Source organism: Flavobacterium rarum (SeqCode) (assembly GCF_965234445.1).
Taxonomy (GTDB): Bacteria; Bacteroidota; Bacteroidia; order Flavobacteriales; family Flavobacteriaceae; genus Flavobacterium; species Flavobacterium rarum.
In genome coordinates this window covers 37108-53540 of sequence record NZ_OZ248482.1, presented here as the reverse complement: position 1 = coordinate 53540, position 16433 = coordinate 37108, and the positions used below count along the sequence as shown (strand labels likewise).

Sequence of the window (16433 nt, the reverse complement as noted above, 5' to 3'; positions counted from 1 at the left end):
AAAAACACAGAGATTCTGTTAATCAAATTAAAATTCAGCTAAAAATTAGGAATAGGTTGATTGAAAACACAAGCTATTCTTTATATAAATATTAACCAAAAACTAACCATTATGAATTAGAAACCTTATGAAAAACAGTAAAAAAAACTTGAAAAATAAAACTTATGAAAAACAAAAACTTATGAAACACATATTATTGGTTATAGGACTGGTATTGTTGGGGAGCTTTAGTGCGGTAGCACAAAACCGACCAGTATCAGGAGTGGTTATGGATGCAGAAAACAAAGTAATAAGTGCTGCTACTATTACGGTTAAGGGAAAATCAATTAGCGTCATTACAGATGCAGAAGGGAAATTTGAAATTAAAGTTCCACAACAAGATGTAACGCTGTCAATTTCTTCTATTGGTTATGTCCCACAAGCTTTAAAGGTTACTATGGATGATTCTAAAATATCAGTTATTTTAGTTCAATCTATTGAGAGTTTGAAAGATGTAGTAGTTACCTCATTTGGGGTAAAAAAACAAAGAAAAAGTTTAGGATATGCCGTTGGTGAAATTAAAGGTGATGACTTAACAAAAACCAAAGAGATTAACTTGGGTAATGCACTTCAGGGAAAAATTGCAGGTGTAAATGTTTCGGCTCCCGTTACAGGTCCATCTGGTTCCAGTCGTGTTGTAATACGTGGCGCTACTTCGGCTTCGGGACTTAATCAACCTTTATACGTTGTAGATGGTATTCCTATTGATAACAGTCAACAAGGAAATGCAGGAATGTGGGGTGGAGCAGATAAAGGAGATGGTATGTCTTCGTTCAACCCAGATGATATTGCCACAATATCAGTATTGAAAGGTAGTGCGGCCTCTGCACTTTATGGGTATAGAGGTTCAAATGGTGTTATCTTGATTACAACCAAAAAAGGAAAAGCGGGTAAGGGAATTGGAGTAGATTTCAGCACGAACTCTACCTTTAATACTCCTATAAATCTTTTGAAATGGCAAGATCAATATGGAGCGGGAGCGCCTGTGAATGGTGTCCCTACAAGATTTGCTGATTTACAAGAGCTTAGAGATAGTTATTATTTTGCCTGGGGCGATAAGTATGACGGAACAAATTCTTTATCTATTGATGGACAGAAACGACCATATACTGCTTATGGCAAAGATAATGTTGATAATTTTTATAGAACTGGATATTCCTTTACCAATACTTTAGCGGTATCTGGAGGAAGTGATACAACTAATTTCAGATTATCATTCGGAAACACCAAAGACGAATCAATCTTGCCGGGAACAGATTTCGGTAGAAATAACTTTGCTTTGAGTTTGAATTCAACTCCAAATGAAAAAATAAGTGTGGAAGCGAATGCACAATATATTACTGAAAAAAGTCATAATAGACCTTATTTGAATGACTCTCCAAGAAATGCTTCTTTTCCTGTTACATTCATGAGTCCCGGAACAGACATCAGATGGTTGAGTAATCCATACGATGCAGATGGAGGTGAGTCGGATTATTTGGGTGCCAACGTGTATCAAACGAATCCTTATTTTGCTACTGCCGAAGATTTAAACAATGATAATAGAAAACGTTTTATTGGTTCTGCAAAGCTAAATTATAATATTACAACGAATGTATATGCTAAAGCGGTAATTGGAGTAGATAATATCGGCTATGAGTACACCGAAGTTGAACCAACAGGAATCAACTATAACCCTGGAGGATCTATTGAAACTAGGAATGAGAATCGCTCAGAGGTAAACGGATCTGCTTTTTTAGGGTATAAAGGAAATTTAGCTAAAGATCTTTCATTGGATGCTTATGTTGGGGCAAACCGTCAACACAACAGATTCAGTGGGCTTAAAATAAAAGGAAACAACTTTATCGTTCCATTTGAATATTTTTATGGAAACACGATGCCAGACAAATCAGAGGTATTGTATTCTGAAAGTGAAGTAAACTCTCTTTTCTATTCAGCTGATTTAGGATACAAAAATTATTTATTTCTTAATTTAACAGGTCGTGAAGATTGGTTCTCTACTTTGGACCCTTCAAACAACAGTACTTTTTATCCTTCTGTTAGCTCGAGTTTTGTTTACTCTGAAGTTATCGATTTACCGGAATGGATGTCTTATGGTAAGTTTAGAGCAGGTTGGGGTAACGTAGGAGGAGCATTGCCAGACGCTTATGCTTTATCACTTACATATTCTGCACCAGATGGACAAACAGATTCATTGGGTCAACCAATTTTGGGAGTGAATGGAGAAACTGTTCCTAACAAGAATTTAAAACCATATAATGTGAGCACAATCGAATTTGGTTTTGAAAATACATTCTTAAATAACAGAATTAGTACAGACTTAACTTTTTATAGAAAGAGAACTACCAATGATATTACCGATGCGGATATTTCTCAAGCTTCCGGTTATAGAACAACCAAAATTAATGTGGGTGAAATCTTAAACCAAGGGGTTGAGTTTGCCATTAATGCAAAAGCAGTTAGAACAGATAATTTTACTTGGAATGTTGGTTATAATTTCGCTTACAATGATAGTGAAGTAATCAACCTGTCAGATCAAATAAAAACAAAATCTTTAGAAGGAAATAGAGATTCAAGAGCTTCAGTAGTTTTAGAGAAAGGACAGCCTTTTGGAGTAATCAAAGCGTATGATTATTTAAGAGATGCCAAAGGAAATGTCGTGATTGGTTCTAATGGTAAATTCATGAGAGGTAATTTAATTATAGCCGGACAAGGTGTAGCTCCAACATCAATGGGTCTTACAAATGATTTTACCTATAAAAATTTCACACTTTCCGTTTTTGTGGATGCTAAATTTGGAGGAGAAATTTATTCTGCCACAAACCAGTTGGGAACACGTTGGGGATTATCAGATAGTACACTTCCCGGTCGTGAAGGAGGAATTGCTGTAACAGGTACCGATCCTACTGGAAATCCTGTAAATAAACAAGTTTCGGCTTACGATTATTGGAGAAGTTATAGTGACGTGACATCAAATTTTGTATATGATGCTGATTTTGTTAAGCTTAGAGCTATTTCTTTAAACTATAATTTTCCAAAATCATACATGACAAATTCGCCATTTCAATCAATTAGCTTAGCATTGTCTGCCCATAATTTATGGACAATTTATAGTGCAACATCAAATATCGACCCGGAGTCAAATTATTCCAATAGTAATGCTCAAGGTCTTGAGAGAGCCTCGATGCCTTTGACTAGAAACTATGGTTTAACGCTTAATGTCAAATTCTAATCATAAAAATTGAAAGATGAAAAATAAATATATAAAACTATTTTGTATCGCAATTGTTAGTGCAATGACATTGACTTCATGTGATAGCGGATTCGAAGACTTGAATACGAATCCAAATGCTTTATCGAAACCAGCGGTGAAATCTATGTTTACGTTAGCCGAAATTTATGTGGACGGACAGGATTATTCCAATACGAGAGCCAACAATGCTTATGCAGCTCAAATGGTTCAGCATTTTTCCTCATTGGGTGGGCCAGGTTCAAAATATACCTATTCCTCTGAGTATTCAGGTTCTTTGTTTGGAGAATCGTATGGCAAGGGACTGAACCAAATTTTTCAGTTGATGTCGGTTTTGCCTGATACGCCAGAAAATTCGAATATGATTCAGGCTTGTAGAATCATGAAAGTTTTTATGTTTCAAAAATTGACTGATACTTATGGGGAAATTCCTTATTTTGAAGCAGGTAAAGGATATAATGGAAATGTTTTTGGTCCAAAATACGATACGCAACAGGCAATTTACAACGACCTTTTAAAAGAGTTGGATGAAGCCGGAGATGCTTTAGATGCCAATAAAGGTTTTGCGGGTAATGCCGATTTGTTTTACCAAAGCGATGTGGTAAAATGGAAAAAATTAGCCAACTCATTAATGTTAAGAGTAGCTATGCGTTTGTCCAAAGTTGATTCTGCAAAATCGAAACAGTTTGTAGAAAAAGCTTTCGCCAAAGGTGTTTTTAGTTCCAATGATGATAGCCTTGTGTTGAAACACGAAGCGAATCCTCAAGGAGTTAAAACAAATCCAATTACTTCTTCGTGGGTAAGGAATGATTTGAGTGGAGGTGATGGAAATACAAAATTCAGCAAAACTTTCATCGATTTATTGAAAAACAACAATGACCCTCGTTTGAGAATTTATGCCAAATTGGAAGACACAGGAGACAACAATCCTGCAAACCAACAAGGGCTTGCCAATGATGCAAAAGAATTTCCAGGTGGAAATAAAAAACTTTTCTCAGACCCAAACACTTCTACCGTATTGCGATTGGATGCTCCTACATTAATTATGTCGTATGCCGAAGTAGAATTTTTGTTGGCAGAAGCTACGCTAAAAGGGTGGAATGTTTCGGGAACAGCACAACAACACTATGAAGATGGGGTAAAAGCAGCAATGCAAATCCTTACTATTTTCGGTGACAAAGTGCCAGCGGTTACAACATTAGAATACAACACTTATATTGCTGCTCATCCTTTTAACGCTACTGGTACAAATGCTGCTAAACTGGAACAAATTATAACGCAAAAGTGGATTGTTTTGTTGTTTAACGGTTTTGAAGCTTATTCTGAGTGGAGAAGAACAGGATATCCTGTTTTGGTTCCTGTCAATGATCCTGCAGGAGAAACTGGCGGTACTATTCCAAGAAGATTAATTTACGATCAATCGGAACTGATAACAAATGCAGCTAATTATAAAGAAGCAGTTCAACGTCAGGGTTTAGATTTAATGACAACTAGAATTTGGTGGGATAAATAAATCGTCCTTCATGGTATGATGGTTTTAAGCAAGTCGGGAAGTGTTTGTTTTCCCGGCTTGTTTTTATAAAAGTTTTGAATTTCACTAAAAGAAAAGAATCTAATTAGAACAGCAGAATTAAAGTCTTTTATTGGTTTTTTCGCAATGGTTACATTGCTGAAACAAGTAATAAATGCAGTTAATAAACTAGCTTGGTGTTTTTAGAGGCTGGGTTTTAAAATCAAAACGATTATCTATCAATTATTTATTGAAATTATTAAATTGTTTCAAACTGAATTATTGAAACTATTACTACTATTTTTTTTTAATAAAAAGAGTACACATGGAAATCAAATTCTATAAAACATTAAATTAGAGCGAAATAAAAAGCATTGGTTTAGTTTATAAATTAAGAAATAAAAAATGAATCTAAGAAAATCAAACTCCATTCTTTTGGGATCTTTATTGTTGGTTATCGTTTTCTTAAGCGGATGTTCCAATAATCATAATATTTCGATTGAAATTAATAAAGACTGGCAATTCCATCAAATTGGTAAAAACGATTGGAATCCTGCAAAAGTTCCCGGTGAAGTTCATACCGATTTGTTGAAAAACAAATTAATACCGGATCCTTTTTATCGTGACAACGAGAAAAAATTGGTTTGGATAGAAAAAAAGGATTGGGAATACAAAACCACTTTTGAAGTTGAACAAAAAGTATTGGACAAGAAAAATAATCTTTTGGTTTTTGATGGTTTAGATACCTATGCAACGGTTTATTTGAACGATATGCAAGTTTTGAAAACCGACAATATGTTCCGTCAGTGGAGTGCTGATGTGAAACCCTATTTAAAAGAGGGAAAAAATGAATTGAGAGTAGTTTTTAAATCCGCTCAAAATGTAGTCGATTCTCTTGCCCAAAAAGATTTTCCTTATGTCATTCCAGACAACCCTAGAGCGTATGCACGTAAAGCCCAGTATCATTTTGGTTGGGATTGGGGGCCAAAATTCACTACTTGCGGAATTTGGAAAGCGGTTAGATTGGAAGCTTTCAATGAGAAAAAAGGGGAGAAGGAATATAAAGGACCACATAAATACGAATTGGTACAAGATGCCGATAGCGTTGGAAAATCATTTTATTTCAAAATAGATGATAAGGCCGTTTACATGAAAGGAGCAAATTATATTCCATCGGATGCATTTCTTTCTAGAGTGACCCATGCAGAATATGACAAAGTAATTGCCACTGCCAAAGAGGCTAATATGAACATGCTTAGAGTTTGGGGAGGCGGAATTTATGAGAGTGATTATTTCTATGATTTGTGCGATAAAAATGAAATTTATGTATGGCAGGATTTTATGTTTGCCGGTACAATGGTTCCAGGCGATAAACATTTCTTTGATAATGTAAGAGAAGAAGTAAAATACCAAGTGAAGCGTTTGCGTCACCATCCATCGATTGTGGTTTGGTGCGGTAACAATGAAATTGATGAAGCTTTCAAAAATTGGGGATGGCAAAAAACATTTAAAATGAATCAAAAGGATTCTATTCGATTATGGAATGATTACAAGAGATTGTTTCAGGACAGTATCCCAAAATGGGTAAAAGAAGTAGACACACATCGTCCTTATGTAAGCAGTTCACCTCTATTTGGTTGGGGAAAACCACAAAGCATTACCGAAGGTGACAGCCATTATTGGGGAACTTGGTGGGGACTTGAAGATATTGAAGTTACCCAAAAGAAAACAGGTCGTTTTGTAAGTGAATACGGAATGCAGGCAATGCCGAATTATTCTACCACCGAGAAAATTACAATTGAAGAAGACAGACATTTGTATTCGGATGTTTTGAAAGCGCATCAAAAAGCGGGTAAAGGTTTTAATAAACTGAATTCGTATTTGCAACGCTATTTCAAAGACACAACAAATGTCAAAACGTGGTCTGTAAAAGATTATACCTATCTCACACAGTGCCTGCAATATTATTCTTTTAAAAACATAATAGGAATCCACCGTTCAAAAGCACCCTACAATATGGGAACCATTTTGTGGCAACTCAATGATTGTTGGCCTGTGGCAAGTTGGAGTATTACGGATTATTACAACCGTCAGCCAAAAGCGGCTTGGTATGCCGTGAAAGAAGCCTACAGAGACGATGCGAAACCCGTAGTCGATTTGACACGCCCTATAAATTTGAAGCTGGAAAATCCTGATATCACGTTTAAAGTGATTGGAAAAAAAATAGTTCTTAAGGCCAATAAAGACGCTAAATACGTTTGGGTCGACATTAAAGGATATACCGGAAGATTGAGTGACAACTATTTTGATTTGAAAGCAGGACAACAAAAGACCATTGTTATCGAAAGTCCGATTTCAAAACCAAAAATCACGATTACCTCTTTGTATGACGTTTTAAACAGGAATAAATAGAATGTAATCTTAATAAATAGAAGATGAAATTAAAAAAAATAGTTTTTGTAGTTACCTGGATCAGCATAATAGTATCTGCTTTGCCGACCTATTCTCAAGGAAAGTCGAATAAAAAAGCAGGTTCAAATTATACTCAGTATGTAAATCCATATATAGGATCGGGAGGACACGGACATATTTTTGTTGGAGCCAATGTTCCCTTTAGCGCCGTTCAGTTGGGACCTTCCACCATTTTTGAAGGTTGGGATTGGTGCAGTGCTTACAACTATTCGAGTAACACCATTTTGGGATTTACCCACACTCATTTGAGCGGAACAGGAATTGGCGATTTGAATGATATTCTATTGTTGCCCGTTTCCGGAAAAGTGACTCTAAAAAAAGCAACCAAAGAGGATGCAAGCGGATATGGTTCTACATTTTCGCATGCTAATGAAGTGGTAAAACCAGGTTATTATAGCGTTCTTTTGGACAAATACAATGTCAAAGCAGAACTGACAACGAGCGAGCGAGTTGGTTTTCACAAATACACTTTCAATTCGAAAGAAGAAGCACACATATTACTTGACTTGGCAGATGGAGTAGGATGGGATAGCCCAAAAGAGACTTTCATCAAAAAAACAGGAAAAAGAACTATAGTAGGTTACCGCCATTCTAAAGGATGGGCTACGGATCAGCGTTTGTTTTTTGCCATGGAATTTTCGGAAGATATTTCAAACCTGGTGATGTATGATAGTACCAAAGTTGTAAATGGAACGGAAGGAAAAGGGTTGAAAATGAAAGCAATTCTTGATTTCAAAAACAAAACCAAGAATGCTGTTATGGTAAAAGTGGGACTTTCTCCTGTGAGCTTCGAAAATGCTTTGGCTAACATTAAAACTGAAATTCCTCATTGGGATTTTGCGAAAGCGGTTCAAAATGCAGATGCCAAATGGAATAAAGCTTTAGCCAAAATCGATATCAAAGCAGATACCGATACCAAAACAATTTTCTATACGTCTTTCTATCACACTATGTTTGCACCTTCTATTTTTAATGATGCGAACGGAGATTATAGAGGAACGGATAAAAAAGTGTACAAGAATGCAGGATTTGTAAACTATACCACTTTTTCATTATGGGATACGTATCGCGCTTTGCATCCGCTTTACACCATCACACAGGAAGATAAAATCAATGATATTGTCAAGACTTTTTTAGCCATTTACCAACAACAGGGAAGATTGCCGGTTTGGCATTTAATGGGGAATGAAACCGATTGTATGAACGGAAACCATTCCATTGCTGTTATTGTTGATGCTTATTTTAAAGGATATAGAAATTACGACATGAATTTGGCTTACAAAGCAATTAAAACTACAGCCATGCAAAAAAGAGCCGGATTAGATTATGTACAACAATTGCAGTACATACCGGCAGACAGTCAATTGGAAACTGTTGCCAATGCTTTGGAATATGCAATTGACGATTGGTGTATTGCCCAAATGGCAAAAGACTTGAAAAAAATGGATGACTATGCTTATTTCACAAAAAGAGCGGAGTTATACAAACAGTATTTTGATAAAAATACCGGATTTATGCGCGGAAAATTGAAAAACGGACAATGGCGTGAGCCTTTCAATCCGCTTTCTTCTGCTCACAGAAAAGACGATTATGTAGAAGGAAATGCTTGGCAATACACTTGGTTGGTTCCGCAAGATCCTTACGGTTTGATAGAATTATTTGGAGGAGATGATAAGTTCATCGAAAAGTTTGATCAATTATTTAAAATTAACGAAAAAGTCGAAGGAGAGGAAGCTTCACCAGACATCAGCGGTTTGATAGGTCAATATGCGCAAGGCAATGAACCGGGTCACCATATTCCGTATCTTTATGCTTATGTGGGGCAACCATGGAAAACTGCCGAAATTGTGCGTGAAGTTTTTGATAAATTTTACACCACCAAACCCGATGGAATTTGTGGGAATGAAGATGTCGGACAAATGTCTGCTTGGTATGTGCTGTCTTCGATGGGATTCTACGCTGTAAATCCTGCCAATGGTATTTATGTTATGGGAAGTCCTGCTGTTGACGAAGCCACTATTCATTATAAGCCGGCTATATCTTTCAAAATGACGGCAGTGGACAACAATAAAGAAAATAAATACATTCAAAAAGCAGAATACAACGGCCAGCCTTATACAAAATCATACATTACCCATGACATGATTGTAAAAGACGGTGAGTTGAAATTATATATGGGAAGTCAGCCATCGAAAACATTTGGGATCAAAAAAGAAGATAGGCCTTTGTAGATTTCAAGAAAAGAATTTATACATGATAAATAAAAAGAAAATATGAGAAGAATAATTTTTGTTTTTGGAGTGTTTTTTGTCATTGCAAATGCAATTTCACAAACCAAAACACAATTGGATTTGAACATTATGACTTTTAATATTCGTTATGACAATCCTGGAGATGGCGCAAACAGTTGGCAGTATCGCAAAGAAAATGCCATGAAGTTGATTCGTTTTCAAGAAATTGATGTACTTGGAATGCAAGAGGTACTTGTGAATCAATTAAAAGATATTACGGGTCAGCTGACAGAGTACAATGCTGTTGGAGTGGGACGAGAAGACGGGAAAGAAAAAGGGGAATTCAGTCCAATTCTTTACAATAAAAATAAACTTACATTAATTAAATCAGGTTATTTTTGGTTGAGCGAAACTCCAGATAAACCTTCAAAAGGTTGGGATGCTGCATGTGAACGTATTGCGACTTGGGTTCAATTAAAGGATAAGGTAACAGGGAAAAAAGTATTTGTAATGAATACCCATTTTGATCATATTGGACAATTAGCCAGACAGGAAAGTGTGAATTTGATTAAAGCCAAAACTACTCAATTAAGTGAGGGTTTACCACAAATTTTCATGGGTGATTTGAATGCTGATCCAAAATCTTCTGTTGTCAAATCATTACTGGCAGCCGATGATTCTTTAACTTTTTTTGATTCTAAAAATAAAGCTTCCGTAGTTTATGGACCAAATTGGACATTTCATGATTTTGGTAGGATCCCTTATTCAGAAAGACCTCTTATAGATTATATTTTGGTAAACAAAGCTGTTACGGTTAAAAAATATGGAGTTTTGGCAGAAACCTTAAACGATATTTTCTTGTCAGATCATGCACCGGTGTTTATTAAAATTTCCTTGTAGGTACAGGCAAACATAAAAATGAATCGGGTTTGATGCCCTCTAAAAATAAATTTATAATGCAAAATAAAAAAATATTTTTTGGTGTAATTCTTCTATTATCTTTTTTTGCAAATGCACAAAATAAAACGATTGATCCCGTTGATTATGTCAACCCTTTGATGGGAACACAGTCTGCACCTAATCTTTCAAACGGGAATACCTATCCGGCAATTTCACGCCCTTGGGGAATGAGTTTTTGGACACCCCAAACCGGAAAAATGGGAGATGGATGGATGTACACCTACACGGCTGAGAAAATTCGTGGTTTTAGACAAACACATCAGCCTTCACCTTGGATTAACGACTACGGACAGTTTTCGATTATGCCGGTAACCGGTAAATTGGCTTTTACGGAAGACGATAGAGCGAGTTGGTTTAGTCATAAATCCGAGATTGTAAAGCCTTATTATTACAGCGTTTATTTGGCAGATTATGATGTAACCACCGAGATGACTGCTACAGAACGAGCTGCTCATTTTCAATTTACTTTTCCGGAAAATGAGCAGTCTTCCATCGTGATTGATGCATTTGACAAAGGTTCTTATGTAAAAATTATCCCTTCGGAAAATAAAATTATTGGTTACACGACACGCAATAGTGGTAGCGTACCACAAAATTTCAAGAACTATTTTGTAATTGTTTTTGACAAACCTTTTGCCTTGAGCAATACTTGGCAGAATAAATCTTTGGAGAAAGACAAACTGGAAATGTTGGCGGATCATGCCGGAGCCGTTGTTGGGTTTAAAACCAAAAAAGGCGAAAAGGTGAATGTGAAGGTAGCGTCTTCGTTTATAAGTTTTGAACAGGCAGAATTGAATTTGCAGCATGAATTAGTAGCAAGCTCATTTGAGCAAACCGTTGCAGAATCAAAAAAGGAGTGGAATAAAGTTTTAGGAAAAGTTACTGTTGAAGGCGGAACTGACGAACAGTTGCGTACATTTTATTCCTGTCTTTACCGCACTGCCTGTTTTCCCCAAAAATTGTATGAAGTAGATTCGAATGGAAAAATCATTCACTACAGTCCGCATAACGGACAAGTATTGCCAGGATATATGTTTGCCGGAACGGGTTTTTGGGATACTTTTCGAGCCTTGTACCCGATGCTGAATTTGTTTTTTCCTTCGATAAATAAAGAAATGCAGGAAGGTTTGATAAATGTATATAAAGAAGGTGGCTTTCTCCCTGAATGGTCAAGTCCTGGATTTAGAGACTGCATGGTGGGAAATAATTCGGCTTCTGTAGTTGCCGATGCTTATCTCAAGGGAGTTCAAGTTCAGGATATTCAAACTTTATATACTGCGGTTTTGAAAGGGGCGAACAACGAAGGACCAAATGCTACAGGTAGAAAAGGAGTTGCCTTTTATAATAAATTGGGGTATGTTCCAAATGACGTTGGAATTAATGAAAGTGCGGCAAGAACCTTAGAATATGCCTATGATGATTTTACTATTTGGCAATTGGCGAAAGCCTTGAAAAGACCAAAAAAAGAAATTGATTTGTTCGAGAAACGGATGATGAATTATAAGTTGCTTTTCAATCCGTCTGTAAATCTGATGAGCGGAAAAGGCAAAGACGGGAATTTTTTTCCTTCTTTCAATCCATTCAAATGGGGAGGTGATTTTACAGAGGGCAACAGTTGGCATTACAGCTGGAGTGTGTTTCATGACATTCAGGGATTAGTTGATTTGATGGGAGGTGAAAAACAATTCGTTTTTAAACTGGATGAAGTTTTTACTTTACCGCCTGTTTTTGATGACAGTTATTATGGTTCGGTTATTCACGAAATCAGGGAAATGCAAATCATGAACATGGGACAATATGCCCATGGAAATCAACCAATTCAGCACATGATTTATTTGTATAATTATGCAGGAGAACCTTGGAAAACTCAATACTGGTCGAGAGAAGTGATGAATCGCTTGTACAAACCTACACCCGATGGGTATTGCGGAGATGAAGATAATGGACAAACTTCGGCTTGGTACGTTTTCTCTGCTTTGGGATTCTATCCTGTTTGCCCGGGAACGGATGAATACGTTTTGGGAGCGCCATTATTCAAAAAAGTAACAGTTGATTTAGAAAACGGAAAACAGATTATCATCAAAGCTGATAATAATTCTGCCGAAAATAAATACGTTCAGGAATTGAAGTGGAATCAGTCGCCTTATGGTAAAAATTATATCAATCATTTTGAATTATTGAAAGGAGCTGAGTTGGATTTTGATATGACAGCAACTCCAAACAAAAAGAGAGGAACCTCTTCGGAGAGTTTTCCGTATTCATATTCAACACAGAAAAAATAAAAAACTATGCAAACACGTAGAAAATTTATAAAAAATACTGGGATTTTTTCGGCCGGAGTTCTTGCCTTGCAAACAGATGCTTTTGCTTTAAATTCGGATTCCGTTTTTGATTTTCAGTTAAAAGACTTTGTGAGCCAACGTCCGCCATTGGCACAAAGAAAATTCACGAGTAAAGCTATTGAAGAGGCTATCGTCAGAATCAAAAAACAAATTGCGAACCCGGAATTGGCATGGTTGTTCGAAAACTGTTTTCCCAATACATTAGACACCACTGTAGATTTTGAAATCATTGATGGCAAACCGGATACGTATGTGATTACGGGAGATATAGATGCTATGTGGCTTCGTGACAGTACCGCACAGATTTGGCCTTATATTCCTTTTGTAAAAGAAGATAAAAAATTAGGAGAACTCGTAAAAGGAGTAATCAACCGCCAAACGAAATGTATTTTATTAGACCCTTATGCAAATGCTTTCTACAAAGATTTCAATCAGGTAAGCGAATGGAAAAATGATTTGACCAAAATGAAACCAGGTATTCACGAACGCAAGTGGGAGATTGACAGTTTGTGTTACCCCATCAGGTTGGCACATGGGTACTGGAAAGAAACAGGTGATATCAGTATGTTCGACAACGATTGGAAAGCGGCTATGAAATTGGTTTTGCAAACGTTCAAAGAGCAACAACGTTGGACAGACAAAGGACCGTATTCTTTTCAAAGAAACACGGCTTGGGCTACAGACGGCGTGCCTTTATCAGGTTATGGTTATCCGGTAAAACCTTGTGGGTTGATTGTTTCTACTTTTCGCCCAAGTGATGACAGCACACTATTTGGCTATTTGATTCCGAGCAATATGTTTGCAATCGAAGTTTTGGGTTATTTGATAGAAATGTTCTCTACTTCGGCTTTAAAAGATGATGCTATTGTTACTACAGCAAGGGAACTTCAGGAACAAGTACAAAAAGGGTTGACAGAAAACGGAATCATCACACATCCTAAATTTGGAGAAATAATTGCATTTGAAGTAAACGGTTACGGAAGCTTCCATTTTATGGATGATGCCAATGTGCCATCTTTATTATCGTTGCCTTATTTGGGAGCTATAAAAGCGGATAATCCACTGTATTTGAATACAAGAAAAGTAGTTCTTTCAGAAAACAATCCATTTTTTTATAAAGGAAAAGCAGCCGAAGGAGTGGGAGGACCTCACACAGGAGCCGATACCATTTGGCCAATGAGTATTATTCTTAGAGCGATTACGAGTGTCGATGAAAATGAGATTAAATATTGCATTGGAATATTAAAGAAAACCCACGCCGATACCGGATTTATGCACGAATCTTTCCATAAAGATGATGCCAAACAATTTACCCGTAAATGGTTTGCCTGGGCGAATACCCTCTTTGGGGAAATGATTGTTCATACGAGTATTCATTATCCTCAACTATTAAAAGATAAAAATATTTAATTTCCTTCCTTTAATTTAAAACCAATCCAATGACGAGAAATATAAAATTTATTTTGTTATTGCTTTTAACGGTCTGTTATGCAAATGCGCAAAAAGCTAAACAACTTGACATCATTGCCTATTACACAGGTGATGATAAATTGATAAATGAATTTGAGGTAAATAAATTGACTCACATTATTTATAGTTTTTGCCATTTGAAAGAGGGTAAATTAAATGTAGATACTCAAAAAGATTCTCTTGCCATTAAATATTTAGTGTCATTGAAATCAAAAAATCCACAATTGAAAGTGATGTTGTCTTTGGGGGGCTGGGGAGGTTGTGCGCCTTGTTCTGAGACATTTTCAACAGCAAAAGGAAGGGACGTTTTTGCAAAATCTGTTAAGGAAGTAAATGATTATTTCAAGTGTGATGGATTGGATTTAGATTGGGAATATCCCACTATTGAAGGATATCCAGGGCATTTATTCCAAGCGGCAGACAAAGTGAATTTTACTGAACTGATAAAAGTACTTCGAAAAACGCTGGGAGATAAGCATGAGTTGAGCTTCGCAGCTGGCGGTTTTCAAAAATATTTAGAGGAATCGGTTGAGTGGAAAAAAATAATGCCATTGGTCAATCGAGTGAATATTATGAGTTACGATTTGGTAAATGGATACTCAAAAGTTACCGGTCACCATACTCCATTGTATAGTGCCAAAAAAGAAGAAGAATCTACAGATAGAGCGGTGTCCAACTTGTTGAAGATAGGAATACCGGCAGGTAAGTTAGTTATTGGCGCCGCTTTTTATACCCGTAATTGGAAAGAAGTTTCCAATACAAACCATGGTTTATATCAATCTGGAACACCAACTGAAGGGGTAAGCTTCAAAGATTTTTCCAAAACGTTTTTACCGATAAAAGGTTGGAAATATTTTTGGGATAAAAAGGCAATGACACCTTATTGGTATAATGAAAAGGAAAAATTATTTGCCACAGGCGATGATATTGCTTCTGTAAAAGCCAAAACGAGCTATGCCATAAAAAACAAATTAGGCGGCATTATGTTTTGGGAGCTTGTTTTAGACAGTACCCGAAACGGTATGGTAGATGCAATGTATCAGCTTAAAAAGGCTAAATAGTATTGATTGCCATATATCAAATTAAAAGAATGAAGTGTACTTAGGATTTTATGGAAATCTTGACACAATTTTTAAATACTAATTAAAAGTACCTAATTGCTAAGACTGTTAGGGTACTAATTGACAATTCAAAATGAAAAAAGTATATGCTATTGGAATGGATGTAGGAGGAACCCATATTACTTCTGCAGTTATTGATGTTACAGAAATGAAGGTTTTGAAATCTTCTGTAAACAAAGAATCTTTTGATTCAAATTTGCCGGTAAATCAAGTTATGGATTTTTGGGAAAAATCAATTCGACTTTCCCTAAACAATTCTGGGATAGAAAATGTAGATGGAATAACGGTTTGTTTTCCTGGACCATTTGATTATAAAAATGGAGTTTCAATGGTTAAGGGGCAGGCAAAATATGAAAATTTTTATGGTTTAAATATTGGTAAATTAATTAGAGAAAGAATTAGTCTTTCGGATGATTATACTGTTTTTTTTGAGAATGATGCGGTTTGTTTTGGTAAGGGAGAAGTTTATAAAGATAAAAATAACCTTTCCAAAAAAGTAATGGCTGTTACATTGGGAACAGGTTTAGGATCCAGTTTTATTGACAAAGGAGTGTCAATCAGTGCAGGAACCGAGGTGCCAACAGATGGCGAAATATGGAATTTACCTTTTAAAAATGGAATCGCAGAAGATTATGTGTCTTTGAGGGGGATTTTGTCGAAGTATTTTACCTTGAGTGGAATCCAACTTGAAAGTGGATTAGAACTTTATAATCGAGCAAAAGAAGGTGACCAAAAGGCTTTAAAAGCATTTGAAGTAATGGGGGAGGATTTGGCTGAAATTGTGATTCCGTGGTTGAATAATTTTTCAGCTGAGCATTTTATAATTGGAGGAAAAATTGCCAATTCAAGTTCTTTGTTTTTACCAAGTTTCAATAAAAAAATTAGAAAGGCAGGTTTCGAAATCAGTATTCATGTTTCCTGCGATAATGAAAATGCGGCATTGCTAGGAGCAGCGAGTATGCTTTCTAAAGTGTAGTTTTTAGATTTATTTAACCATATAAGAAACAGTAAGGACATATTATAAAATAATTTTTGCTG

At 36.1% G+C, this 16433-nt stretch carries 9 protein-coding genes; all 9 read left to right on the top strand.

Going from position 1 to position 16433, the window contains the following annotated elements; translation table 11 throughout:
* Window positions 1-181 precede the first annotated feature (181 nt).
* The 9 genes from AC8GF4_RS05415 (at window position 182) to AC8GF4_RS05375 (ending at window position 16371) form a co-directional block, all read left to right on the top strand.
* Window positions 182-3271 (top strand): SusC/RagA family TonB-linked outer membrane protein, encoded by a 3090-nt coding sequence (locus AC8GF4_RS05415; protein ID WP_506593204.1) that lies wholly within the window; start codon window positions 182-184, stop codon window positions 3269-3271.
* A gap of 16 nt (window positions 3272-3287) precedes the next feature.
* On the top strand, window positions 3288-4802 hold the full coding sequence (locus AC8GF4_RS05410; protein WP_506593203.1) for a SusD/RagB family nutrient-binding outer membrane lipoprotein: 1515 nt from the start codon (window positions 3288-3290) through the stop codon (window positions 4800-4802).
* Between the two features lie 402 nt (window positions 4803-5204).
* Window positions 5205-7211, top strand: a complete 2007-nt coding sequence (locus AC8GF4_RS05405) for a beta-mannosidase (protein WP_506593201.1) — start codon at window positions 5205-5207, stop codon at window positions 7209-7211.
* A gap of 23 nt (window positions 7212-7234) precedes the next feature.
* Window positions 7235-9502: a GH92 family glycosyl hydrolase gene (locus tag AC8GF4_RS05400; protein ID WP_506593200.1), complete on the top strand. Its 2268-nt coding sequence runs from the start codon at window positions 7235-7237 to the stop codon at window positions 9500-9502.
* Between the two features lie 42 nt (window positions 9503-9544).
* The gene (locus tag AC8GF4_RS05395; protein ID WP_506593199.1) at window positions 9545-10402 is read left to right on the top strand and encodes an endonuclease/exonuclease/phosphatase family protein; all 858 of its coding nucleotides are present in this window, start codon (window positions 9545-9547) and stop codon (window positions 10400-10402) included.
* A 32-nt stretch (window positions 10403-10434) separates the two neighbouring features.
* Entirely contained in the window at window positions 10435-12744 is a 2310-nt protein-coding gene (locus AC8GF4_RS05390) for a GH92 family glycosyl hydrolase (protein ID WP_506593289.1), read from the top strand.
* 6 nt (window positions 12745-12750) lie between these two features.
* Window positions 12751-14214, top strand: a complete 1464-nt coding sequence (locus tag AC8GF4_RS05385; RefSeq protein ID WP_506593197.1) for a glycoside hydrolase family 125 protein — start codon at window positions 12751-12753, stop codon at window positions 14212-14214.
* Window positions 14215-14243: 29 nt separating this feature from the next.
* Window positions 14244-15335, top strand: coding sequence for a glycoside hydrolase family 18 protein (locus AC8GF4_RS05380; protein WP_506593196.1), 1092 nt, complete (start codon window positions 14244-14246; stop codon window positions 15333-15335).
* A gap of 133 nt (window positions 15336-15468) precedes the next feature.
* Window positions 15469-16371 (top strand): ROK family protein, encoded by a 903-nt coding sequence (locus AC8GF4_RS05375; protein ID WP_506593195.1) that lies wholly within the window; start codon window positions 15469-15471, stop codon window positions 16369-16371.
* The last annotated feature ends 62 nt before the right edge of the window (window positions 16372-16433 follow it).